Consider the following 25,736-nt stretch of genomic DNA (forward strand, 5'->3'; position numbering starts at 1 on the left):
CGAATTGATATCTTTATCATAAAGTCGTCATTGGTCATTCGTCATTGGTTGAGTTTTCCGAGGCTATAGCTGAAGCTAAACCCTTGGCAAGGTCAACAATATCGTCTTTGCGGGCAATTTGGTCACGCCATTCTTGGGGAATTTGTTCGACACCGTAATATAGACCCGCTAATCCTCCTGTAACCGCCGCCGTGGTATCGGTATCTGAGCCTAAATTAACCGCTTTTAACACAGATTGGGGATAGGATGTACTGGTTAAAAAACACCAAAGTGCGGCTTCTAAGGTATGAATGACATAGCTTCTCGATTGAATCGCCTCCATGGGAAACTGGGCGATTTCTCCATCTAAGATTCTGGTGAATTTATCGAGTTCTGAGGTATAGGGGGGTTGATTGTAGCTCTGGTGAATTTTTTGAATTCCTTTAAAATAAGCCGTAGCTGGATCATCACCTTCTAGTAATCGAATCGCTATACTGATATAAATCCCACATGCCATCTGAGAACGAAGATGGGCATGAGTAATGCTAGAAACCTGATGGACTCTTTTAATCAATTCAGGAAATTCTAGGGATTGATAATAGAAAGCCATGGGTAAAATTCGCATCAGTGACCCATTGCCATTACTTTTTTCATCCGTACTACCTGACTCTAATGGCGAAACCTGATCCCAGCGTAGGCGACGAATTGCTGTAGACGTCGCCATACCAATATCAAAGACGGTGCCGTGAGGTGTCCAGTAACCTTGATCATGCCAAAGACAAAAGGATTGTGCGATCGCGTCGAGGGAAAATCCCTGACAGAGGCTTTCGGCTAAACAGAAGGTGAGAGAACTGTCATCTGACCAAGTCCCCGGTGGCTGATTATGGCTACCATAACCCCGCATAGAGGTTACAGGCTCGCGCAGGCGTTCCTCCCGGCTGGTAAATTCCACAGGTACACCCAACGCATCACCAACACAGACTCCCAGGAGTCCTGCTAGGACTTGAGATTGGCTGGTTTCCATGAACAATTTCTCCCCACTTGAGACGCTTAAAAAAGGTGGGCATAGCCCACCCCACAACGATGACATATAAAAAATGATCTATCATCAATCAGCTCATTAATGAGTCTTCAAACCACTCCAAGTTTTATTCTGTCTTACTTTGACACGCCGTCTGTGTATTCTAATCAGGCTTTAGGCTGGCTCTTTACTCATTATCACATCTCCTTGTGGAGTATTTTTCGAGGCTGAGTCATCGAAAAATTTGAGGTAGAAAAAGCCAGCGACTAACGCACCCAAAATAGGGGCAACCCAGAATAACCAGACTTGCTGAAACAGTTCAACACCCGCAAAAATAGCAGGTCCGGTACTCCGGGCTGGATTGACCGACGTATTGGTTACAGGAATACTAATCAAGTGAATCAACGTCAAGGCTAAACCGATAGCAATGGGAGCAAAACCTTGAGGCGCCCGCTGATCTGTTGCTCCTAAGATAATCATCAAAAAGATGAACGTCAGCAACACCTCGGTGATAAAACAGGCAAACAGGGAATAGCCGCCCGGAGAATGAACCCCAAAACCATTGGTGGCAAAGGGATTTGAGCCAGTCATCTCAAAACCGATTCGCCCACTGGCAATGACAAACAAAACCGTGGAGGCTGCGATCGCACCCACAACTTGTGCGGCAATATAGGGGAGTAATTCAGCCCCCGGAAAGCGTTTTGCCGCCCAAAGACCAAAGGATACAGCCGGGTTAAAGTGTCCCCCGGAAATCGGACCTACGGCGTAAGCCATGGTTAACACCGTCAAACCAAAGGCGAGGGAAACACCCACCAAACCGATACCCAAGGGATTGCTCCCTTCACCATAAGGAAATGCAGCGGCAAGTACAGCGCTACCACATCCTCCGAAAACTAGCCAAAACGTGCCGATCAACTCGGCGATACTTCGCTTTACCAAATTCATAATTAATGCTCTATTAACTGATTCAGATAGTATCAGAAGTAATCAATCAGTTTAATTAGACTTATAGAGTCCCTTTATTCGGGGAGATAAGCCCTGCTAATCAAACAACACTTCAGACAAAACAGCTGCCAATACTTCCCCCTGAAAAATAGGCAAAAAAAGTGGGCTAAGTCCACCCAAAACTTCTCAGATGATGTCCGGCAAATCACCCCTAATAAAAATGTAGGGGCTTGGTTACCAAGCCCCTACTCACCCTCACCCCATCACCCTATCTCCCCATCTCTCCCCACCACAAGACTTATTCAGCAACCCCTACTTAATGGTTATTAGGGGATTCAAAATTGAACCCTTCGGAATCCAACTGTTCGCGATCGCCAACTATGGAGCGAATCCCCTCAATCGTCGCCGGAATCGCACGGGGGTCCATAAACATCACCTTACTACTATCACTACTGCCAATCTCTTTACCCATCTCTAGATAATTCTGTGCCAGTAAGAACTGTAGGGCATCACGGGCAACGGGGTCACCCTTAAGCGTCTTCGCCACAATTTGCAGCGCCTCTGAAGTGGCTTGCGCCCTGAGAACTGCCTGCTGGCGTTCGGCTTGAGCTTTGAGGACAATCGCCTTTTGCTGCGCCTCGGCGTCTAAAATCGCTGCCTTTTGTCGCGCTTCCGCATCGAGTACTCGGGCTTCCGCGTTCCCTCTGGCACTATTAACTGCCGATTCCCGTTCCCCTTCAGAGGTGAGAATTGCCGCCCGTTTTCGCCGTTCGGCGGACATTTGCAACTCCATTGAGTCTTGTACCGCTTTAGAAGGCACAATATCCCGCAATTCTACCCGTGTCACTTTCACACCCCAGGGATCAGTAGCAATATCTAGTTCCCGCAGCAGGGTTTCATTCACTTCAGATCGCGCCGTAAAGGTTTGATCCAGTTCCAGTTTGCCCATTTCTGAACGAATCTGCGTCAGCACTAAATTCACCATTGCCGCTTGCAGATCTTCTACCTTGTAGTAAGCTTTTTCCATATCCATGATCCGCCAATAGACCACGGCGTCCACGCTGATGGAAACATTATCGCAAGTGATGCATTTTTGGGGAGGAATGTCAAGCACTTTTTCCCGAATTGTTTCCTTAAATACAACACGATCCAGAACCGGAACCATAAGATTCAAGCCCGGTTCCAGCTTTTTGCCACTGTATTTCCCCAATCGTTCCACTAATGCTTCATTCCCTTGATTGACAATCTTAATGGAGCTAGCCATCGTGGAACCGCCAAGCACCAAAATAATCAACCACGCAAATATATCCATGTTATTACCTCCTAGAATTTTAATTGTCTGCCACCCATAAACAGTGGCAATTATTTCTCAAACCGCTAAGTTAAGCGTTAACAACAATATCTCTTGACTTCTCCCCCGGTTAAAATGCGGGGGATTCTAAATTTGAGCGTATTTCCCCCACAGCTCATGGAAAATCTGTTTTCAGCACAAAAGTTAAAATTTAGTAAGGGACTAGATTTTGAGGAACAACGATGAGTGTATTGCCTTGCCGACGAACGACATAAACATTTTGGTTGGGTGCGATCGCGGCTGTTTCATCGTCACAACGCGCTTGCCAGGAATTCCCTTCATAGAGAATGCGTCCCGTTTCTCCGGGGGGAATTTCGGTCAAGGTACGGGCTTCCACAGCGTCGAGACGTTTCGCCACCTTAGCCGCCGGGAGGATACGCCGAGATGCAATAACCAGTGCCGTGGATAGCGCCAACCATAGCACCACTTGCACCGGAAACAGGGGAATAATTAACGCCACCAGCGCCACGACTAAAGCGCTAATTCCCATGGTAAAGGCGACAAATGCCGTAGGGACAAATAGCTCCACCAGACAAAGCATTGAGCCTGCCAGGAGCCAAAGTAGGGAAGGATTGAGTGACATATAAAAATCCAGTGTATCCTGGGTTGAAAGCCTTTTATTCTAGTTTAATTCCCTATCGAGGCAGAGCATGGTTCTCCGGGGCTGGTTTTACCGAAACGTTCTGTAAATATTTGATAACATAACTAAACTTTTTTAGGGAAGGAGGAGCAGATGAGTCTAGACACAGAGCCATCTTTTTATTATTCTGGTTTATCTTGGGGGTCTGGTATTTATGGTTAGCCCGCCACTACATGAGGTACATTATTTCTTTTTCCAGGATCTCGGTGTATCTGATCAAACCGAAAACGGCTGGAGTTGCGACCGTTGCCAATTCATTCCAGGATTATTTTTAAAGTATTTTTAAGGTTATGAGTACTGAAGAGCCGCAAACTAATCGTTATCTGTGGGCAGTGGGTGCAACGGCTGCATCGTTCCCGGTGGGGGAAATGGTTGCACAACGGTATCAAGTCGTCGCACCCCAAATTTGGCTGGATCTGCACCCAGAGGAGTTACCCCAGGCTCCTGATCGCTTAAATGGCATGTTCCTCCCCTATCTACGCCTGTATCCCCATCGTCTGCACGTTCCGGAGGTTTATGGCGTTTGTTCTGGGGCAGAGTCTGAATCGGATACACCAATTATTTTGCTGGAAAATGTCCCGATCGACAATAAGGGTGAACTCTATCCAGCGATTACTTCACAATGGTCACAAGCCTCGCCTTTACGTCAGATCTATTGGTTATGGCAAATTCTAGAGTTATGGCAACCTTTAGCTGAATTAGGCGTAGCCGCCACCCTGGTTGATCCCGAACAGGTGCGAGTCGAAGGCTGGCGGGTGCGACTGCGGGAACTGGTTAGGAATGGGACGACTGATTTCCAACCTGTCCCCCTGTCAGTCACAGGTGAAAGAAAAGACTCATCAACAGGTGCGTCTGGAGGTACGACAACCCTACCCCACTCCCGAACTCAGGCGAGTCTGCAACAGCTAGGACAATGTTGGGAATCCTGGTGTCACACAGCATCCGTGACGGTGGCGGCTCAACTGCGAGACATCGCCCAGCAAATGCAAACGCCCAACCCCTCCTTTGACGCGATCGCAGTCCAGCTTAATCAGCTTCTTTTGGCTCAATCTTCGCAACAACCCCTGCGTTTAGAGGTAGCTGGACTCACGGATACAGGTCCGTTACATGACCACAATGAGGATAGCTGCTATCCTCTGCGATCGGATTTGACCACAGAACCTGATCCCCTGATTTCCCATCTCTCCATCGTCTGCGATGGTATTGGCGGACATGAAGGCGGCGAAGTCGCTAGCCATATCGCCATGCAGTCGGTGAAAATTCAGGTGCGGGCATTGTTAGCTGAGTTACTCGAAGATCCGGAACTCATGAGTCCGGATTTAGTGGCACAACAGCTATCAGCAATTGTTCGAGTTGTCAATAATCTTATTGCCTCTAAGAACGACCAACAAGAACGAGAATCCCGACGGCGCATGGGTACAACCTTAACCATCGCCCTACAATTGCCGCAAAAGGTGATTCAATCGGATAGCGAAGGTAATAGTCATGAACTCTATATTGTCAGTGTCGGAGATAGTCGTGCCTACTGGATCACTCCCGACTATTGCCAACAGCTTACCGTCGATGATGATGTAGCAGCGCGGGAAGTTAGGATGGGTCGCAGTTTGTACCGCCATGCCTTACAGCGCCCTGATTCTGGCGCATTGACCCAAGCGATAGGAACCAAGGAGGCGGAGTCTCTTTATCCCCATGTACGCCGCTTTATTTTAGAGGAAGATGGTTTACTGTTGCTCTGTTCTGATGGGGTAAGTGATAATAATTGGCTGGAGTCTATTTATGGGGATTTCGCCAAAGATGTGTTTAGTGGCAAGCTATCCCTAGAAGCAGCGGCAAAGTTTCTCGTTGATCAGGCAAATCAACGGAATGGTTATGATAATGCTTCCGTTGTTCTCTCCTATTGTGCTGTTTCTCCTCAATATCCAGTGGTTTTGAATTTGGGAGGATTACAACTGGAAAAAAATGCCCCGACTATTGAGTTAGAGACTGAATTGCCAGCCACACAGGAACCTGTTGCTGAGGAGGAAGAGGATGTTTCAGAACCCATAGACGTTGAAACGGTATCCTCTAGTCAGGATTGGTTCAAAATCATCATCGGAGTTTTTGGGATACTTGTGATTATTTTCTCGGCTGGCGCTGCTGTATTTATCGCCCAGTGGCTACTCAATCCCCAAGCGTTCAAACAAATGCGCGATCGCTTCTCGCCTCCCCAACCGATAGAACAGCTTGAGTCTGTACCTGACTCACCGCCTGAATTAGAGGAGTAAGAGACAAATTCAACAATGAACGGTAAACAATCAAAACAAATAACTTGTTATAACATCTTGCGCTATTCTTTTGGAGTCTGTAGTCTACTAACTTGAAAACCCCTGTCAACCTGTGCCAACCTACTTCGTTAATTTGCCCTCTCCCACAACCGTTGAATTTCAGTTAACACTTGCTTATCCGGGGGTGGAATCACGTTTCCAGGGGGATTGATCTGAGCACCTGGAATAGTCTGAGACCAAGGACTATTGGCAACGGTTTGTAAATCGACTGTATTATTAACCGGACGGAAACCGTACTGCACAAACACTTCCTGTTGTGGCGGTTGAGTCAGAAACTCTAAAAATTGTTGGGCAGCTTTTGCCTGACTTTCACTCACATTGCGTCGTACAATGGCTGCGGTAGATACCGTTTCAATCGTCGGATCAAGGTAATAAATTTGGTAGGGTTTGCCTTGATTCGCGGCTGATTGCTGCCAACGATAGAGGGCAATACTTTCATACACGGTAGCCACATCCGCATCATTGGGACCCCGACTAATAAATTCTTGCAGTAATATGTCGGTGGAACGGGGTGGCTGATAGACGGAACGCTTAATTACACTAAATAAAGCATTAATCGCGGGATTGTTTAATCCGGCGCTGCTGAGTGGACGTCCGCCTAATTTAGACTGCGCCCATAGTCCTAACGTTACCTGACCACTATTAGAACGGGTGGGATCTGTCATCAAAAAATCAAAACTGCCCCAATCGTTATTGCCGCCAATTTCTCCCCAGTTTCCGGCTTCCATGGCTTGTTCAACCTGTTGCCATTGGAAACGCCCGTTGGGAAACAGAATATTGCCCCGTTGAGTCCAGGCAATACCCACAAGGATAGTTTTGGCAATAGGTTGAGGCGTATTGTAGAAGGGTTCGCTGTTCTGTTGCGCCTGAATGCGATCGCGTAATTCCTGTACAATCTCGCTACTGGCGGGAATGAGTACCGTAGGCTGGAAGTCGTTCTGGTTATCAATATAGTTATTTACTATATCCTGGGAACCTTGAAACTTGAGTTCTAAGTCAATTCCCGGATTTTCTTCTTCAAACTTGGCTTCTAGACTTTGCAGGGGTTCAGCCAGTTCAGTTCCACTAACCACAACAACAGTCTGGTTGAATCCAGGTAAAGGGGCATAAGTTAAACCTAAAGATACCAGGATAATGCCAATAGAGGTTAACAGCCGGGTTGGGTTTTGAGATTGACGAGTTTGGGTTGCCATTGTTCTGGGGAGAAGGAATTGCTAAGCTGCTACGCGGAAGTAAAAAGTCAAAATTCAAACGTTTACTTGGATTATTTTGTTACCAATAGATCGAAACTCTCTTCTAAACTATGAAGTTCTTCACTCAAGGAAAGGAGTTCCCTGGCTTGTTCAGAGTCATTTAAATCGGCAGTTCTTAGCTTATTTTGGAGTTGCTGCAAAACCCCGGCGGCATCAGCAATCATAGTCGAAAGACTGGTAACTTGGGCTTGACGCGCATCTTGTCCCTGATGCGCTAACTGGAGATTACGCTGCAAGCTTTCTGTAAGTTTGTTAAGTTGGTCTTTAGCAACACCACTGGCTTGGATTTGTTTTTGATTGACCTGTTCGAGTTGTTGTTGTAAATCACTGACGGATAATAGGGAATCAGCCCCTTGGAAGCGTTGAGACAACTGGTCAACTTTAGCAGGCAATTCAGAGGCGCGATCGCACGTATACTGAACGGCGGCGAGTAACTCGACTTCTAAGCCATCGCTTAAGAGTTGAGTAGCCTGCGATCGCAATATCTCCGCTTTCCCTGCTAATGTCTGGGCTTGCTGTTTGACCAATTGCAGTTCCCGCGCCAGTTCCGGGTTCTCTAGATTCAGTGTTTCCGGTTCTTTCGATTTGAGTGCGATCGCGCCGCCTGTAGCAATAACGGCGGCAAATGGTAACATGGCTACGCTGGGTAAGTTAGCCAGACGAACGCCGACAACAAGGACAATTCCGCCAGCGAGTACAGCTAAAGGATAGTTAAGTGGATTTGCCAGTTTCATCGGTTTTGTGTTTTGTATTTTGTGTAGGGGCGGGTTTCACTATTATCGTTTCTTGCCTAACCCAGATGCGACTAAACCCGCCCTGATCAAGTGTTGATCCTTCACAACCTTCTAGGGAACCTGATTTGTAGGGGCGAGTTTAGGGACTAAGTAGGTTGGTGGAAATAAACTCAACCATATTAAGTTATGTAAACAACCCTCAAACCCTTACAAATGACGAATGACCAACTAAAATTCAACCTGCAAATCATTCATAACCGTAGCAATCGTTTCTGGGTCTCCTTTGCGGTAATAGCCCGCATTCAGGTCAGCAATTTTCTTCAGCGCTTGAGGATCAAACTCACCTTCCCTGCCATAACCAATGGTAAAAAAGGCAATTCGCTGATCACTATTAAACCCACTTTTTTGCAATTCTTGTTCCAGTTGATTCAGATTAATCTGAGAACCCGAATCTTCACCATCGGTGAGAATTAGCACAGCATTAATCGCATCCGGGCGCGGATTTTCTTGCAACCAGTTACGGGCATAAAGCGCCGCATCATAAAGTTTAGTCCCTCCATCAGCTTTGAGACCACTAATAAACTCCAAACCGCGATTCCGTCCGGCATCAGTTCCTTCGACTAACACAGGTTCGCGAATTTCCTCATCAAAATCAATGAGGGCAATCTTATCTTTAGACCCTAAACTATTAATATATTTCTGCAATGTATTCTGTACAGCAGGTAACTTATTACCCGTCATCGAACCTGATGTATCCACAACCACAACCACTTGGGACGGTTTCTTTGCCACCTCTTGCCAGGAGGTTAACATTGCCTCAACAACTTCAGGTTGAGGGGGGCGATAGGAATCGTATTTCGCCTGTGGATTAACGCCAAACTCTGGGATAAATTTAGGTCCTAAAGCGACACCTGGGGTTCCAGGGCGCAAACCCAGTTCAGTAGCAATTTGTTGGGCTTCAGGCGATTGCAAATAAGTAACAACCTTCTCGGCGGCGGCTTTTTCTTCCTCACTCACCCAAGGCGCATTGGGGATAATCGCCCGCATATTTGAGGTAAAAGTGGCGTTAGGATAAACGGCTTGGTAACGAGGTTGATTGGGTTGAGGGTTCGCATTCGCCGCAATGACGGAAGACTCATAGACTGAACCCACAGACGCCCAAAAGGGTCCATTTTGTACCATGGCTTGCGCTAGTGAATCGGTGGAAACACCATACCGAGTGATTTTGCTTTGAATTTGCTGAACTTGTGATTCATAGTTCTTAACATCTTCCACCGTTAAATCTTCCGGGCGCTTCCCCGAAACCGCCGCATATTGGGCGACTAAGGTTTGTAAGCCAGAATTAGAACGGGTGGGTGCGGTATGGACGTAGTGAACGGCTAGGGGGGGACTGGCGGGGTCGATATCTTGATGGGTTTCAGCAGTGACTAAGGCTTTGAAGGGATCAGCAGTGTTCTTCAATCCTGTGGCTACATCCTCTTGTGCCATAAATACCATCGGACTATTTACCAGCAGGGGGGAGTCTGTAATCTCCGGGATGTAGTTTTGTCCGGGAAATAGCTGATTCATCCGGTAGATTAGCTGACTTTGATAAATCTCGCCATCCACGGAAATCAAGGTGGGCAATTCAGCAGATTCTGCTTCCAGGGTGCCATTTTTGAGTTGTGAGCCTTGAGAAACCAGGCGGGTGACGATATCGCCACTCCCCATCGATTCACAGGTTAGGCGGATGGCGGTGCCATTATCAAGTTGGGGCTGTTGTTGATTGAATTTTTCCGCCGCTTGGTTGCAGAAGTCTCCCAAGGCGCTACCTGCTAGGAATTTAATCGTCAAACCACCGAAGTTGTCTGGATTCGTGTTACTCCCGTTACAAGCGCTGAGGAGTAGAAGGCTGAGGACAGCCGTAAGGCGAGTGATGAATGGGCGAGGTTGCAGATGCATAAAAGCCTCTACATTAATGACTAGGTATTATAACTCTAGTGTAGGAGCGATCGCGCCTGCTTGAGGAGTTCGTTCGTAGTTCGTAGTAAGGGATGCGAGCCTTTTCGATGGTAAATTGGCGAGGAGGAAGTCGCAGCTACACTTGCCTTGCGTCCGCAAGGTAGGGGGGTTAACTTGATATCATCAGTTGTTCAATTGCATCTGCATCAGTTGGTAAGGCGGCGGTGAGGACTTCGCTACCCTCTTGAGTGACTAAAACATCATTCTCTATCCGAATCCCGCGCACATCAGCAAACTGAGCTAAACGATCCCAATTAACCACATCCTGATACTTAGCGCGTCGTTCTGGATCATTTAAAATAGCTGGAACTTGATAGAATCCAGGTTCAATTGTAACCAGCATTCCCGGTTGCAAGGGTCGATCAAGTCGCAGAAACCCTAAGCCAAAGCGATTGCTCCTGACTCGATTTTCTGCATACCCGGCTAAATCGCCTAAATCTTCCATATCATGGACATCTAAACCAAGTAGATGCCCAACGCCATGAGGAAAGAACAAAGCATGAGCATCCTGTTCCACTAAATCCGAAACCTGTCCTCGCAAAATCCCTAAATCCACTAATCCTTGAGTAATAGTTGCAGCAGCTAATAAATGAATGTCGCGATATTCTACACCCGGATGAACTTTCTCAATACAAGCATTATGGGCGGCTAAAACACACTCGTAAATATCACGCTGCGTCGGAGAAAACTTTCCCGTCACCGGGAAGGTGCGAGTCACATCTGCTGCCCATCCCCTCTCCGTTTCTGCCCCCACATCTGCCAGAAGTAAATCTCCAGGTTGCAAGGGGTGGTGATAATGTTCATTGTGCAACACTTCCCCATGAACCGTGACAATACTGCCATAAGCGCAATTCATGTTGTGGGCAAGAATTACTCCTTCCATCGCCCCCCGGATTGCGGCTTCGTAGAGACATTCCGCCGCAACGTCTCTACCCCCAATTGCCTGCATTCCCGCTTTATGAGCAGCTACCGTCACGGCGGCGGCTTTACGTAACTCCGATAATGCCTCAGCATCGTGGCACAGTCGCAAAGAGACAATCGCTTTGGCTAATTCGCGGTCAATTCCTTCTGGGGCGTTAGCAGGGGCGACGAATCGATTTAACAGTTGCTCTTGCTGCTGATACGTTATCACATCTTGCACCGCCAGAGTTGCCGCATCGGCTGTCCTCGATGCTAATTCTGAGACAGGAAAAGCTGCATCAGCACCAATTGTTTGGGCTATTTCCTCTCGTTTGGGCATTTCGCCATGCCAAAGGGTACTGGCTGGCGAGGGTTCATCGATAAATAGTTCTAACCTGCCATCTTTGAGATAAATGACGGCGCCCTCTAGAGGTAAACCTGCAAAGTAGAGAAAATGACTACTGGCGCGAAACGGAAACAGATTTGCCGGAAAATTGCGCGGATGGGAACCTCCCGCCCAGAGAATGACAGGGAAATCGATAAGCTGGGCGAGGCGAACTCTGCGATCGCGCAAGGTGGTTGCTAGGTTACTGTAGTTATGCTGACTCTCCATATTTTGGAGGGTAGCACAAGTTGTGACTAATACCACGTTGCATTCAAAGATATAACTTTCTCTCCCCCTGCTTCCCCTGTCTCCCCTGCCTCCCCTGCTTTTCCTATCTACTATGTTTGAGCGCAACTCGGTATAAATCCCCGGCTTTTGCAAAAAGGAGGTAGTCAATCCGGATTAAGAATCATTCAGGATCATCATCATCAATTGTGTCTATCCCTTCGGCTTCATACTGTTTTTCTGCCTCAGCATCTTGATCAGTATCTGTGGCTGAGTCTTTCTCAGTTAGCTGATTTTCTATTTCTGGTTGCGTAGATTTATTGATGGGTTTTACCAGTCCGCAGGCAGTCATCGTTAAATTGCCCACTATCAGCAGTAATGTCAATGAAGCTAGAGACATCCACAGGGGTTTTCTCTTGTTCGATTTTTTTGAAAACATGAGTCTGCCTTTAACTTAATCATTCATCTAGTCTCAAGGGACGCCAAAAATAGTCAAAAAGTTTCCTTTATAAATTGTGTTGTTGCGAATTTATTTTTTATTTAAGACAAGAAATTATGATGGCAAAGACAGCGCAACTACGAACTTAGCTTATGTCAGTACCATTCAACTTAAATCAAAGCGATCGAGGAAATACTGACGGTACAAATTACAACGCGGGGTAACATCATTCCCATGCAGATCCACTAATCCCATTGAGTGTAACTTAAACGCCGCCGCCGATTCTAGGCGTACCGGGGTATTTGCCATGACAACCTGCTGCATAGCCGCCGCGAGTTCTGGATGTTGTTGTAAATTCCATAAATGTCGGCGAAGGTGATCACTGTAAAGTCCTGATTCTGTAGGTGCAGTACCTAAGAGTTCCTCTAAACCAATATCCTGCTGGGCAATATGATAAAATGCCAATCGCAATAAATAGGGATGTCCAGCCACCATTGCCATAAGTTGTTCAACTTGGTTAAACTGCCAATCAAGTCCATGTAATTTGGCTAAATCAAACACCTGTTGAGGCGTCAACTCAGGTAACTCAACCGATAACCCAACATTAAAAGGCGATTGGTTAATATCCATCGGCACATACACTTCCGTGGAATGCACCACCACTAAGCGCAATTTTTTCCAAATATCACGATTTTTGGCATCCTCATGCCATGCCCGCAACAGCCCAAAAAAGTCAGCCGCAATTTCTGGATATTGGAAGATACAGTCTACTTCATCTAAGCCTAAAACTAAGGGACTATCAATAGTTTCCAATAAATACTCTTCAAAATATGCCGTACAATTATCCTTACTGCCAAAAATATCATCCCAATACTCATTAACTTGATTTGGCAATCGCAGTCGCCGTCCCACGCTGGCACAAAACCAGCGTAAGAATTTATCAATATCAGCAAAAACTTTCCCCTCTGCTAGTTGAAAGCTTAAGGCGACAGTACGATACCTCTGTTGGCTAGCATGATAGAGAATCCGTGCCATGAGGGAGGTTTTGCCCATCTGCCGCGTGGCTTTAATCCGAATCAAAGAACCGGGTTGGATAATGGTATTACAGGTGCGCGTTTCAATGGGAGGACGTTCTACATAAAAGACTGATGCCAAATCCACCTGTCCTTCTGGCAACTCTGGCATAGCCGTGGGTAAGGGATAGTGATCCGCTCTTTCCCAAGCCGAGGGAGTTTCTAGAGTGGTTTCGGGATATTCCTCTGGAGTATCACCCTCTGCCAAAAGACTGAGAACCTCTTGAATTAGACTGGCTGTATCGGCATCAGAATACCATTCCCCCTGCTGAATCCGGTCAAGATAGCCGCGCAGGTGGTAGTTGAGGGGCGAGGTGAGGGGAAAGTTAATCCGGATAGGTAATATAATCGGTTTGCCGTCGGGGTTTGTATTGCGTAATTCCTTTGCCCGTCGCACTTCCTCAATCACCATTTCACTGAGGGCAGATTGTTCTGATAATAACAGCAACAAGTAATCACATTGCTTTAATTCTGCCTCAAGGCGTTGGGGCCAGTTGTCGCCCCAGCGGATATTTTCCCCCGCCATAAATACATCATGACCCCCATCCAATAATGCGGCATAAAATTGTTTGGCTAACCAAGAGTCTGGGTTTTGGTTACGGTAGGAGATAAACACACGTTGATGGCTGCCCATCAGCGGACGAGGCGGTGTAATTTGGTAGACGGGTACAGGTTCGTGAATTCCTCTGAGTTTCCGCAATCCCATATAGGTGATGGGTAAGCGCAACCGCGTTTTCACCACATCGTAAACGGTTTGGGAAATACAAATGCCTCCAGGTGCAGATTCTCTTTGTAACCGTGCTGCCATGTTGACACCATTACCCATGACATCGTTACCGCTAAACAGAACATCCCCTAAATAAATACCAATCCGATGTTTGAGAATATCCCGTTCTGGCAGTTGAGTCGCCGCTGTAGCGAAGGCTGTTTGAATCTCAACCGCACACAAGACGGCTTTTTCCGCACTGACAAGTACATCAGTAACCCATCACCCAAGGTTTTGAGAACCTGCCCGTCAAAACGCTGACAGAAGCCACTCATCTGCTCAAAATCCCGTTGGATTAGTGACAAGGTATGGGTTTCATCGGCTGCCATTTTGGGCGTAAATGATTCCACATCGGTGAAAACAATGGCAGCTAAGGCATTTTCTCCTCTCAGGTTAAACGGCAGGGCTACGTTTTCAACTGATTCCATGGGCAAGCTGCCGCATCGGTAGATAGACTTGGTTTTAGTCTCTGTATTTCAGTATAGTCTTGTCCTGAGAGTTTCTCCATCTGACTAGGGAGTTCTCTAAGGGTTTTACTGATATTCTTCTAACGCTGCCAGAAGCACATTGACTAAAGGATGATTAATCAACTCTTTTAATACCTGACTCGGCACGTTTTTTAAGCCTTCAACGACAGAAGCTTTCAGGATCTGATTATTCTCAATCCTCTCTAGTACCTGGAGAACCACCCGCTGTTTTTCCAGAGGTGTATTCGTGGGATAGGTGTGATCGAGTTGTTGGAGTAACTTTTGAATTTTGGTCGCGGTATCGATCAGTCGTTGCTTTTGTTCTAGGGTATAAGGGGGTGCGATCGCACAGTTAAGAGACGGGCAATTTTCCACGGACTCACCCTGATCTGGCGGGTTAGAGGTTAGGGGTTCAACTAAGCGTCTTGCCTCTACATTAATCGTTTGACTTGGATTCACGGTTCTCTCTGCCAACCGTTGCAAAATCTCAGTTAAATTGGCACTCTGCTGACGATAGGCAGCAACTTGCTCATATTTCACCTTTAACTGATAACGATAGTCTTTATCGATCGCCTGGATTTGGGCATCGTACTCACGATTGAGGAAATGCTCAACCTCAATCCGATTGGCATCGATAGGAATGGCAATCCGGATGGTTAATACCCCATCAGGGCGATTTTCTAAAGATTGAATCGTGAGGATGTTACTTCCATCCTGGGCTTGACAGGCTTGAAAGGCGGCAAAGAATGCTTGCCAATCAATACCATTGCGGAAAATTAAATTGACTGTTTCTAAGGGGACTTGAAAAACCCTCGTGAATTCTCCAAGGGCAAAAATTCCCTGATGGGGACGGCGTTCGTTTTGATCGGTTTGTAAATAAATGTACTCACAAATCACCTCAGCTAAATTCGTCCCGCTATTGATGTGCCAATCTTCCAGACAGGCGGCGGTGAATATGGCTTGGTGAAAATCGGTGTTGAGGGCTTTGCAGCGTTGTAAATTGGCACCCCGAAGGTTGGCTTGAGAGCAATAGGCTTCCTTAAGATTTGCCCCCCTGAGATTCGCACCGACAAGGTGGGCACCACTGAGATTCGCCCCACTCAGATTTGCACCACTGAGATTAGTTCCACTCAACTTAGCGCCAATCAGTTTTGCCCCAACTAAATCAGCACCACTGAGGTTGGCTTTAGTCAAATCAGCGCCACTCAGATAGATGTTATTCAGGTTCGCACCAATCAGGTTAGCACTAATTAAATCAGCACCTCTGAGATCTGCCGCCGTGAGGTTCGCACCAATCAAATCTGCCTGACTCAAATATGCCTCACTCAAAAATGCTTCGCTGAGGTTCGCACCAGTCAGATCCGCTTTACTCAAATCTGCCTGACTCAGGTTTGCCCGACTCAAATCCACGCCACTGAGTTTTGCCCCTTGGATGGCAAAGCCCTTGCCCGTAGCAAAGCAGAGATTGGGTCGGATATCGGGGTGGTGTGCCTTCCACGCATTCCATACCTCCACCCCTTGCCTGAGTAAGGCAAGATAGTCTTCATTCGTCTGTGGAGACATAAAATCTTTAGACAAGCTCCGCTTCACGCATCCGTTGTAGATGGAAGAAACACAATTAACTGAAATGCTTCCATGATAAGGGTTTGGTGAATGGGTTGCCTAGAATTATGCCAAAAAACAAACGGCGAGGACTGATCCCCGCTGTTTCCAAGTTTACTTTATTTATAGGATGAACATTGCCCATCCTTCTATCTGCCTACACTCTACCGCCCATCTGAGGATTGGTATTGACGCCAGGTGCATTATAGACAGCCCAATCCTGAATTCCTCGATTTTGCAAAATAGGTCTCATATTCAGGATCTCGGTTTCGCTACCCTCTACAATGACCACGTAATCCCCAACGGAAACTCGTTCGTCATAATGTTTAGCGGCATCTTCAGGTATTCCCCAACCAATCAGGGCACCCACTAAACCGCCGCCTGCGCCACCAATAACGCCTCCTAGAAGAGTATTCGCTAAAATAACGCCTAATTCTGTCGCTACACCGACACCAGGAATTGCCAGTACGCCTAGACCACCAATTAAGCCTAGGATACCTCCTACCGTACCACCAGCCGCTGCACCCGCTTTTGCGCCTTCTCCCGCATGGTTGCCATCGCTTTTATGCAGGTCAGTACCGCCAATTTTGTCGTTGAGACTAGCGTCTTTGGCAATCACAGAAACTCGATTCAGATCAAATCCTCTATCTCTGAGTTCCATGAGCGCATTTTCTGCCTGTTGACGGCTAGGAAAGACACCAATTGCATGTTTTAATTGTGATTGTGCTACAGCCATATTTTTCTCTCTATTTTCTCTCTATTTATGCTTGAGCACCGATAAACCTGCCAGCATGCAGGACTCGGATTAGTGTTGCGTTGTGCTTCTCCTTTCTATTTTGAGAAGCAGGCATAAAAAGTTCATCAGTCTGTAGAGAGAAGCTGTTGATAAGCAATAGGGAATAGGGCGCTGGGGGAGCAAACAAATTACCAATGACCAATCCGCTAAAACAGTCCTTCTAGCTCAAGTTCCTCAATCATCTGTAAGGCACGGGGATCGCCCACTCTCAACAGGGCTGCTTTCCCATCTTCCCGCACGCCCATATCTTCATCTTCGGCAAAGGCTTCAATTAAACCGTCAACCGCACCCGCATAGATAGCATTGGAGGGTAGTTCTCGACAAAGCTGCCCTAATGACCAGGCACAGTTACTGCGTACTGCTGCCATAGGATCTTGTTTTAAGGCGGTAATTAACGGGGGAATACAGGCGACTATATCGTCATAGTCCAACTTCGCCATTTGTGCCAGGGAACTTGCTGCCCACAAACGCACGGCAGAGATATCTGTACATAAGGCATCAATCAAGCTTGGCAATGCTCTGCGATCGCGGCAATTCCCTAATGCCCAAACGACCCCTTTACGCACATAACCATTCCAATCCCGGTTCAGTTGCTCAATTAACGGATCTACGGCTGTCGGGTCGGGATTGCGTCCCAAGGCATAAGCTGCACTGACCCGTACCAAAGGACAGACATCATTTAACAGATTAATCAGATGGGGAATTGCCCGTTTATCTTGAAGTTCACAAAAAGCCCGCGCCGCCAGCATCCGTTGGGGCGTTTGGCCAGCGGTTAGCAGAGCCAGCATCGCTTCTGGATCGGGTTGAGTCGCCTCTGAGTGTTCATCAATTGGCTCTATTTCATCCAGAGGGCTTTCTAGCTCACCTGCCGCCTCGATTAATCTTAGCTCGTCGTTATCATACATATTTTAAAAAATATCTTATTCGACGGTTATTTGTCATTTGTTATTTGTCCTTTGTCAACTTATCCATTACATAATTTTCGCACTCCAAAGCAGGCTCTCCAAGGTCTTTAGAGGGTCACAACGCTTATCCAGAGAACGGTTTTACCATCCAAAGGGACTGGGTTTGGAATCCTAACTTATCATAAAGACGCACAGCCGATGGATTAGACTGAAACACTTGCAACCCAATTTGGCGATCGCCCCGCTCTCTCGCCCAATTCTCCCCATGGCACATCAGCGCCGAACCAATACCCCGACGCCGATGGTCTGGCATCACATACAGCAAAAAAACATGGGCATGGCGATCGCCGGTGACCTGATCAATTGCATTTCCCAGCCACAGACCAGCAACAGGTTGATGTGATGGTGCAGCGTCACCCTCAGGATTGGCTAATTCTACCCACCACAACGGTGTGTCTTGACAAAAATACCGCCTTACCGTTTCTTCTAAATGAGAAAAATCCTGCTGTTGAGAAAAAAGCTCTTGGTAACTGAGTTGAAGAAACTTCAGCAGGGTTGCCTTCTCTAATCGAGAACCAACTCGTAGCTGATAGCCCGGTATTAAAAATGTACGCATCTGATAAAGAGGAGTTGAGGCAACAAGGGAGCGGGGGTGCGTGGTTGTAGGGGCGGGTTTTACCAATAACGTTTCGCACGGGTACTATGGCGCAACTGGGTCATAAGAAGCGTAAGCTATGGGCGGGTTTTGAACAACAGTTATCATGAACAGCGAGACGAAAGTCCCTAAACCCGCCCCTACACACTCAATACTCTCTCACATCCCCAATCCCCTCATGCTAACTGAATTCGTCTCTTCAATAGGTGCAGGCGCTGCCATATCATTGGGCAAAAAGATGCGAGCGCTAACGGCGAGTAATGCGACGACAAAAACTAAGACGATCAGAAAAGGGGCAATATATTGGCGAAAAATAGACATAGGTATGCAGTAGGGTAAAGATTTGTAACGCTATTTTTATCTATCTTAGAATTACACAAAAGCGAAGGTGAAAGCCCTCGTGATTCATCCGAGGGATGAAACCGAGCGTCTGTAAATAAGTCGAATTTATTCGACCATTATAACGGTTGCGCGATGTAATATAGAGTATAGTATATGTTAGGAGGTGATGCAAATTGTATGGATGCCAACAAGTATTATTGAAGCCTGATGTGGAACTAGCCGCTATCTTAGACTTTATCTGTTCTGAAGCGAACAAGCTAACCAACTGCGGCATATATTATGCGCGGCAATTGTGGTTTAAGCGACGGTGGTTAATTGGTAAATATGACCTGGAAAAAGAGTATAAACATCATTTGCATTTTCAGGCATTGCACTCCCAAGCTGCCCAGCAAGTTTTGAGGTCAGTCAGTGAATCCTTTAAGTCATTCAGGGAGTTAACTAAGGCGTTTGAGGAAGGCAAGATTCCGGTCTACCCCAAACTACCGAAATATCGAAAAAAGGGTGGATTGACAGTGGTCAGTTATCCCAAGCAGGCGTTAAGCCTAAAAAATGGGCTGATTAGGATTCCCTTGGGCAGAATGGTTAAAACTTGGTTCAAATTAACCGAATTCTTGCTGCCGATGCCCTCAAACCTGGAGTTTAAAGAGATTAAAGAGCTGCGAATTTTACCCATAAACGGGTGTTTTTATGCAGAATTTGTCTACCAATTGCCATCAGTCAAGGCTGATGTAGACAAGAATCGAGCGTTAGGAATAGATCCGGGTGTGAATAACTGGTTAACCTGTGTATCCAACATAGAAACCAGCTTCATCGTAGATGGACGGAAACTGAAAAGCTTGAACCAGTTCTATAACAAACGGGTGGCTGAATTAAAAAAGGGTAAACCCCAAGGATTTTGGAATGACGAACTGGCTTCATACACTGAAAAACGGAATCGTCAGATGCGGGACGCGGTAAATAAGGTGGCACGAAGGGTGATTAATTACTGCCTTATTCATCGGATTGGTACAATAGTATTTGGCTGGAACCAGGGCAATAAAAATGGAATTGAGTTGGGGAAAAAGAATAATCAGGAATTTGTTCAAATACCAACATCCCGTTTAAAAAACCGAATAGCCCAATTGTGTAAGCAATATGGAATTCGGTTTGTAGAAACGGAAGAATCGTATACATCCCAGGCATCGTTTCTAGACAATGATGTTCTACCTGTATTTGGCAAAAAGCCGAAAGGGTGGAAGTCAAGTGGGAAAAGAGTTAAGCGCGGGATGTTTAAAACTGCCGCAGGGCATATCATTAATGCTGATGGAAATGGAGCGGCTAATATCTTAAGAAAAGTAGAGATACAGCTAGGACTTGATCTAGCCAAGGTCTGTAGGGCGTTATTGACTGCGCCATCCAGATTATTTATTTGGAACTCTAAAAAGATAAAAAGTCCGGACGGCGTTTTAACCCGTCCCGAAGTATCCTTTTAGAATCCCTGGTCATTTATGCCAGGGAGAAGTCAATTAGAACATCGGTTTAATCAACTTATAGCAGTTCGCTCTCGCGTAGTTACAGTACAAGTGTTCTAAATCCCTCCTGATCAAGCATCCCTCTCTAATGTGTAAATACACGCCTAGCGAAGCGCTATATCTACTGAAATCCTCCCCAATGGTCACATTCGCTACCTGTAGAATGAATAGAGACGTTCCGGCGGAACTCTAAGCATCATAATCCTGATCATCTAGTCCTGGTCTGGGTACAGGTAAAGGTTTTTTCCGGTTAAGCTGACGCAGCCACATTGCACCACTCACCGTGGCGATGAGGGACACCCAACCCGTCAGGGGTTGCAGCAGCAAAAACCCTCCGATCGCAAACATAGCACCAAATAACAATAAAATGGCAGCAAGTACCCGTTTAATATCCTGTCCCAGGTTTTGCATCGGTAGTAACCCTGTGCTTTCCTGTTGACGTTGCCAACCAGGACCTGCTGGACGAACCTGGCGATAAAACGCCTCCAGAGTCGCCTCAGATTCTGGCGGTGTCACCAACATTGCCGTAATCCATAACACACTGGTAATGGCTGTCGTCACCAATAGACGCAAGCCAAACTCCTCAATCTGGATAACCGGGACAATACTAGTCGTCAACCCCACAATAAACCCACCCAACATTGCCGTCAGTTCAGCCGTCGCGTTGATCCGCCACCAAAACCAGCGTAGAATTAAGACTAAGCCAGGACCTGTGCCAATGGCAATCACTAACCGAAAGACAGTCGCCACATCCTGAGAAAAGAACGCTGCCATAGCCCCCAACGCCGTCACCACCACTGAAGCAATTCGCCCCGCTAATACCAACTCTGACTGTTGAGCATCAGGTTTCATGAAGCGCTGATACAGGTCATTGGTTAAATAAGACGCGCCCCAGTTGATAGATGTGGATACTGTACTCATAAACGCAGCCAGTAGAGACGTAACGACTAACCCCAACATCACGGGGGGTAGAAAATCCAACATCAGTTTAGGATAACCCAATTCTCGGTCTGATAAATCGGGATAGACGACAATTGCCACCAGCGCCACGAGTATCCAGGGCCAAGTTCTAACTACATAATGGAGAATATTAAATAACCACGCCGCTTTTTCTGCCTCCGCTTCATCCTTAGACGCCGCCAGACGCTGCACGAATTCCCCACCACCATCACTACGACGAAACGTCCACCACTGGAGAAAGATATAGGCAAAAAAGGTACTGGCGGTAATCCCAGCCGTTTCACTCCAGCGAAAATTATCAGTGATGGGAAAAAAGGATAAGATATCATGTCCAGTTATCTGCTGCACTTTTGGCACAAGAACATGAATTCCACCCACATGATTCACCGCCGCGATCGCGACAACAATTGCCCCAAAAAGTGCTAAAAAAAACTGAAAAAAATCGGTAGTTACCACACCCCAAAGCCCAGCAAAACCTGAGTAAATTAAAACCAGAATGCTAACGCCAACCACACTCCAAATTTTCAGATTTTCTCCCGGTTCAATCCCCAGACTCTGCCAAAGTTCCAGGGCATCCACCACTTTAATCATGGCAAGCATGGCGTAGCCAATGGCAATACAGTTAATCGGTACGGCAAATAAAAAGGCTTTCGTTCCCCGCAAGATTGCTGCTGTTCGTCCACCATAACGCAGTTCAGTCAATTCGGCGTCGGTGATAATTTCCGAACGTCGCCACAATCGGGCAAAGATATAAATCATCACCAGATGAGCAATGCCAAAACTCCACCATTCCCAGTTTCCGGCAATGCCTCGATTACCCACAACCCCGGCAATGTAAAGGGGCGTATCAATGGAAAACGTTGTCGCCGCCATACTTGTACCCGCTAACCACCAGGGGAGCGATCGCCCGGATACGAAAAAATCCACCAAACTCCCTGAAGCTTTGCGAGATAGATAAAGCCCTAAGCCCATTGAACCAATCAGGTAGAGCAAGACAATCAGCCAATCAACCTGTTGCATAGTTTTGCGATAACGTTTGACCTGAGTTGGATATAGTACACCACTTTCGGTCATGTCATTTCACTGGTTAGAGTTTCATTGGCGGAGTTTTTGGTTTAGCTACCGTATCAATTCAGATGAGCAATTGGAATTTAAGCCCCTTATTAAATCTAGATTTTTAGGTGGCAAAATCCGAACAAACAGTTTTACCTATTCCGATAATCAATACCTCCTTCCCCCGTTCTTAAACTAAGCTGTATGTTTTGACGATTTCGCTAATTTCTTCCTTCCTACTGCGATCAATCATTAGTAACTGAACGACAGTCCTTGCAATATGTCTAAAAAATTTGTTTGAAGAACCTATCTGACTGTGAGCAGCTTGATCAAATCTCAGCATACCCGACCCAAATTCTCCAAGTTTTTTTTCAGCTAAAGACTCAATAGCACCATCCAGTACACTTTGGCTGTATTCGCTGGGAAGTCCCAGTCTTATCTGATCGAATTCAGAAGCGATTGATTCAGCATAAATATTTTCATGCTCTGTGGATACTAATATCTCTATTCCAAAACTATCTGAATCATTAGGGATAAATTCAGCTCCCAAAAATCCGTAAAAAAATCTAGCACCAACAGGTATTAGTATTTCGACACTTCCTCTTTTATTTTTGTTTTTTTTTGTTAATCCATTTGCGATATTTTTCGATATAATCTCAGTTGCGGGATATATAGCTCGTGGGTTTTCGTCAATCCAGACACGGGCTTGTACATGACGATCTAGTTTAATAGTTTGCATCTTTTATTCAATCCCCCAGAATTTTTTCCAATTTGAATTAAAATCATCAGGGAACGCTAATATCACATCGGGATGATAAAGACTAAATGGTGACACTTCATAGTCCTGAATAGCTTGGTTGTGAGCTGCTGTGTAGGTATATCCATTTGCCATTAATTCAGCTTCTTTTAGTTCGTGAAAATAAAAACACGCATCTGCCCCACTAATTTTTTGATTATTATCTAAAGCTTGCTGTAGTCTTTTGATCATCATATCATTAGGCTGCCAAGGGTGGAATTCTTCTTCAATATGTTTCTTTATAACTTCTATTCTTTCTTTCTCAACAATAAACTCTTGCTTTTCTAATTTGCCAAACAAGGTAACTTTGGTGTAATGGTAAACAATAGCAAGAAGTAGGACACCACACGAGTGATATATCTAGTTTGTCATAAAGTTAATAAATATATGTCAAACTCCGCAACGATGATTTCCTAAAGAGCAGGCGCTCTCCTAATTCTGACAGTTAGTAGGTAGGGCTTGGGTTCCAGTATTGTAGCAGCAAAATCCACCCAGATCGAGTACAGCCGCAGCAGAAAGGATTGAAGTCCTGAACTTATTGTGTCAGATACAAAGGTGGCACATCAGTTGGAACTTCACGGGTTCAGCCTCGGTCAGGTTAACCAAACGTAAAACTTTCTTTACCAACGAACAGGACGATTGAGGCTAATTTTATGCTATACAAAGCTGTTGCTTTTTCCACTTTGGCTGTGCTTGTCGGTGGGGACTTAACTAACCCAGTCAACGCTACTCCAGATCCCACAACTGCTAACCCGCCGTCGGAAACCAGAAACTATGTTGTACCGACAGAAGCCGCCCCAGCAACGCCTTCCCCTAGAACCGTCGCCTCTCCAGAAGCGACGCCAACCCCAGAATTTGCCCAATCTGTTCCCACATTTAATCAATCACAACCGTCTAACGATTTAGTGGTCCTCGCTACAGACGTGCAAGTCGTTGGTGTGTCTGAAGAATTGCAGCAGCTTGTCTTAAAAACGATTAGAACTCGTCCGGGGGGTCAAACCAGTCAAAGCCAATTGGCTCAGGATATTCAAGCAATTTTAGATACAGGCGTATTTGCCAACGCCACTGTCACGCCAACTGCTAACTCCACTGGCTGGGAGGTGGTTTATCAGGTTGAACCCGTTATCGCGCGATCGCTACAACTTTCGGGTAACCAGGTTCTCACTCCAGACATTGCTAATTCTATTTTTAATTCTCAATTGGGTCAACCCGTTGGTCCCGCTAGCCTACGTCAAGGCTTACAAAAATTAGAAGCATGGTATAAAGACAATGGCTATATCTTGGCACAGGTTTTAGACGTGCGATCGACACCGGATGGTGTGATTACCGTTGAAGTGGCTGAAGGCGTTGTCGGTGACATTAATTTCCGCTTCCTCGACGAAGAGGGCGAACCCACAGACGGACGAACTCGCCAGGATTTCATTGATCGCGAATTGAACCTACAACCGGGTCAAGTCTTTAATGTTGAGGTTGTCCGCCAAGACTTGCAACAACTTTACCAAATGGGATTATTTGAGAAGGTGGACATTTCCCTCAATGGCGATGCGACAAATGTGGATGTTATTTATAATCTCATCGAACGCCCAGCCCGTGGGGTAAATGCAGGGGCAGGATATAGCAATGATAGCGGTGTTTTTGGCACTCTCAGCTATAACGACTTCAATCTCGGCGGTGTGAACCAAAAAGTCGGACTGAATGTGCAGTTTAGCCGTCGGGACTTGCAGTTTAATGGCAACTATGGTAGACCATATCGCGCCAGTAATCCAGAACAACCGGGATATGAGGTGAATACGTTTCGACGTCGTACTGTATCCCAAACCTTCGATGATGATGTTGATCTCGCCAATGGGGATGATCCTCGTGAAGGACAGTTTGGGGGTGGTGTAACCCTATCCAAACCCGTGAATCAGGAATGGGATGCGTCGGTGGGAGTCAACTATACCCGTACCAGTATCCGCGATAGTAACGGCAAAATTAATGCGGTTGATGAATTAGGCAATCGTCTCTCCTTTAGTGATAACGGAATTGATGATTTAGTTACTGTCTCCGCCGGAGTGACGCGAGACAAACGAGACAATCCCGTCAATCCTACTCAAGGTTCTTTGGCTCGTCTGAGTACGGAACAGTCTGTACCGATTGGCAATGGTAGTATTTTGATGAATCGGCTGGAGGCGAACTACTCCCAGTATGTTCCCGTTGATGTATTTAATAACAATACTCAAGAAGTCTTGGCATTTAACGTTCAGGGAGGAACTACGATTGGTGACTTACCCCCCTACAACGCCTTTAACCTCGGCGGTCAAAATTCGGTGCGAGGCTACGGTACAGGAGATGTCGGCACAGGGCGCAGTTATGTGTTAGCGTCGGCGGAGTATCGGATTCCCCTGTTCAATCCAGTTGGCGCCGTTGTCTTTGCCGACTTTGCATCCGATTTGGGTTCTGGTGAAACTGTACCTGGAGAACCGGGTGTGGTGCGGGGTAAACCGGGAATAGGGTTTGGTTATGGTGCTGGGTTGCGCGTCAATTCTCCTGTGGGTGTCATTCGCGCCGATTTAGGATTTAATGATCAAGGAGATAGCCGACTCCAGTTTGGTTTGGGTCAACGGTTCTAAG

General features: G+C 46.4%; 22 protein-coding genes. 3 read left to right on the forward strand and 19 right to left on the reverse strand.

What is annotated here, in order from left to right; genetic code table 11:
• Positions 1-34 precede the first annotated feature (34 nt).
• From ACLGGO_RS02050 to ACLGGO_RS02065, 4 genes are all read right to left on the reverse strand, one after another.
• Complete coding sequence (locus ACLGGO_RS02050; protein ID WP_446418102.1) at positions 35-1,003, reverse strand: ADP-ribosylglycohydrolase family protein; 969 nt, start codon at positions 1,001-1,003, stop codon at positions 35-37.
• Positions 1,004-1,174: 171 nt separating this feature from the next.
• Positions 1,175-1,945 carry an aquaporin Z gene (gene aqpZ, locus ACLGGO_RS02055; protein WP_446334375.1) on the reverse strand — a complete coding sequence of 257 codons (771 nt, stop codon included), beginning with the start codon at positions 1,943-1,945 and terminating at the stop codon, positions 1,175-1,177.
• A gap of 316 nt (positions 1,946-2,261) precedes the next feature.
• Entirely contained in the window at positions 2,262-3,257 is a 996-nt protein-coding gene (locus tag ACLGGO_RS02060; RefSeq protein WP_446334374.1) for an SPFH domain-containing protein, read from the reverse strand.
• A 190-nt stretch (positions 3,258-3,447) separates the two neighbouring features.
• Positions 3,448-3,879, reverse strand: coding sequence for an NfeD family protein (locus tag ACLGGO_RS02065; RefSeq protein WP_446334373.1), 432 nt, complete (start codon positions 3,877-3,879; stop codon positions 3,448-3,450).
• Between the two features lie 347 nt (positions 3,880-4,226).
• Between ACLGGO_RS02065 and ACLGGO_RS02070 the strand changes: the two genes are divergently transcribed.
• Positions 4,227-6,200, forward strand: a complete 1,974-nt coding sequence (locus ACLGGO_RS02070; RefSeq protein WP_446418103.1) for a PP2C family protein-serine/threonine phosphatase — start codon at positions 4,227-4,229, stop codon at positions 6,198-6,200.
• Positions 6,201-6,328: 128 nt separating this feature from the next.
• Here the strand turns inward: ACLGGO_RS02070 and ACLGGO_RS02075 are convergent, their stop codons facing one another.
• From ACLGGO_RS02075 to ACLGGO_RS02130, 12 genes are all read right to left on the reverse strand, one after another.
• Positions 6,329-7,453, reverse strand: a complete 1,125-nt coding sequence (locus tag ACLGGO_RS02075) for a substrate-binding domain-containing protein (RefSeq protein ID WP_446339964.1) — start codon at positions 7,451-7,453, stop codon at positions 6,329-6,331.
• A 71-nt stretch (positions 7,454-7,524) separates the two neighbouring features.
• Complete coding sequence (locus ACLGGO_RS02080; RefSeq protein WP_446339962.1) at positions 7,525-8,247, reverse strand: hypothetical protein; 723 nt, start codon at positions 8,245-8,247, stop codon at positions 7,525-7,527.
• Positions 8,248-8,475: 228 nt separating this feature from the next.
• Entirely contained in the window at positions 8,476-10,188 is a 1,713-nt protein-coding gene (locus ACLGGO_RS02085) for an extracellular solute-binding protein (protein WP_446339961.1), read from the reverse strand.
• A 169-nt stretch (positions 10,189-10,357) separates the two neighbouring features.
• Positions 10,358-11,761: an aminopeptidase P family protein gene (locus ACLGGO_RS02090; RefSeq protein ID WP_446418158.1), complete on the reverse strand. Its 1,404-nt coding sequence runs from the start codon at positions 11,759-11,761 to the stop codon at positions 10,358-10,360.
• Between the two features lie 181 nt (positions 11,762-11,942).
• On the reverse strand, positions 11,943-12,197 hold the full coding sequence (locus ACLGGO_RS02095) for a hypothetical protein (protein ID WP_446418104.1): 255 nt from the start codon (positions 12,195-12,197) through the stop codon (positions 11,943-11,945).
• A 165-nt stretch (positions 12,198-12,362) separates the two neighbouring features.
• Positions 12,363-14,219: an AAA-like domain-containing protein gene (locus ACLGGO_RS02100; protein WP_446418105.1), complete on the reverse strand. Its 1,857-nt coding sequence runs from the start codon at positions 14,217-14,219 to the stop codon at positions 12,363-12,365.
• On the reverse strand, positions 14,126-14,464 hold the full coding sequence (locus ACLGGO_RS02105; RefSeq protein ID WP_446418106.1) for a hypothetical protein: 339 nt from the start codon (positions 14,462-14,464) through the stop codon (positions 14,126-14,128). Before ACLGGO_RS02105 ends, ACLGGO_RS02100 begins: the two co-directional genes overlap by 94 nt.
• Positions 14,465-14,569: 105 nt before the next feature.
• Positions 14,570-16,066, reverse strand: a complete 1,497-nt coding sequence (locus tag ACLGGO_RS02110) for a pentapeptide repeat-containing protein (protein WP_446418107.1) — start codon at positions 16,064-16,066, stop codon at positions 14,570-14,572.
• A 196-nt stretch (positions 16,067-16,262) separates the two neighbouring features.
• Entirely contained in the window at positions 16,263-16,841 is a 579-nt protein-coding gene (locus ACLGGO_RS02115) for a general stress protein (RefSeq protein ID WP_446339953.1), read from the reverse strand.
• Between the two features lie 206 nt (positions 16,842-17,047).
• Positions 17,048-17,806, reverse strand: a complete 759-nt coding sequence (locus ACLGGO_RS02120) for a HEAT repeat domain-containing protein (protein ID WP_446339951.1) — start codon at positions 17,804-17,806, stop codon at positions 17,048-17,050.
• Between the two features lie 124 nt (positions 17,807-17,930).
• The gene (locus ACLGGO_RS02125; protein ID WP_446339949.1) at positions 17,931-18,422 is read right to left on the reverse strand and encodes a GNAT family N-acetyltransferase; all 492 of its coding nucleotides are present in this window, start codon (positions 18,420-18,422) and stop codon (positions 17,931-17,933) included.
• Between the two features lie 198 nt (positions 18,423-18,620).
• Positions 18,621-18,782 (reverse strand): hypothetical protein, encoded by a 162-nt coding sequence (locus ACLGGO_RS02130; protein ID WP_446360037.1) that lies wholly within the window; start codon positions 18,780-18,782, stop codon positions 18,621-18,623.
• A 194-nt stretch (positions 18,783-18,976) separates the two neighbouring features.
• On the opposite strand from ACLGGO_RS02130, the gene ACLGGO_RS02135 reads away from it, so the two are divergent.
• Positions 18,977-20,275 carry an RNA-guided endonuclease InsQ/TnpB family protein gene (locus ACLGGO_RS02135; protein ID WP_446418108.1) on the forward strand — a complete coding sequence of 433 codons (1,299 nt, stop codon included), beginning with the start codon at positions 18,977-18,979 and terminating at the stop codon, positions 20,273-20,275.
• A gap of 228 nt (positions 20,276-20,503) precedes the next feature.
• Here the strand turns inward: ACLGGO_RS02135 and ACLGGO_RS02140 are convergent, their stop codons facing one another.
• From ACLGGO_RS02140 to ACLGGO_RS02150, 3 genes are all read right to left on the reverse strand, one after another.
• Positions 20,504-22,294: a sodium:solute symporter family protein gene (locus ACLGGO_RS02140; RefSeq protein ID WP_446418109.1), complete on the reverse strand. Its 1,791-nt coding sequence runs from the start codon at positions 22,292-22,294 to the stop codon at positions 20,504-20,506.
• Between the two features lie 223 nt (positions 22,295-22,517).
• A complete protein-coding gene (locus ACLGGO_RS02145) occupies positions 22,518-23,066 on the reverse strand; it encodes a hypothetical protein (RefSeq protein WP_446418110.1) in 549 nt (182 codons plus the stop codon).
• Between the two features lie 3 nt (positions 23,067-23,069).
• The gene (locus ACLGGO_RS02150; protein ID WP_446418111.1) at positions 23,070-23,423 is read right to left on the reverse strand and encodes a hypothetical protein; all 354 of its coding nucleotides are present in this window, start codon (positions 23,421-23,423) and stop codon (positions 23,070-23,072) included.
• A 353-nt stretch (positions 23,424-23,776) separates the two neighbouring features.
• Between ACLGGO_RS02150 and ACLGGO_RS02155 the strand changes: the two genes are divergently transcribed.
• Positions 23,777-25,735 carry a BamA/TamA family outer membrane protein gene (locus tag ACLGGO_RS02155; RefSeq protein ID WP_446418112.1) on the forward strand — a complete coding sequence of 653 codons (1,959 nt, stop codon included), beginning with the start codon at positions 23,777-23,779 and terminating at the stop codon, positions 25,733-25,735.
• The last annotated feature ends 1 nt before the right edge of the window (position 25,736 follow it).

Origin of the sequence: Coleofasciculus sp. (assembly GCF_046565525.1) — a bacterium.
Taxonomy (GTDB): domain Bacteria; phylum Cyanobacteriota; class Cyanobacteriia; order Cyanobacteriales; family Coleofasciculaceae; genus Coleofasciculus.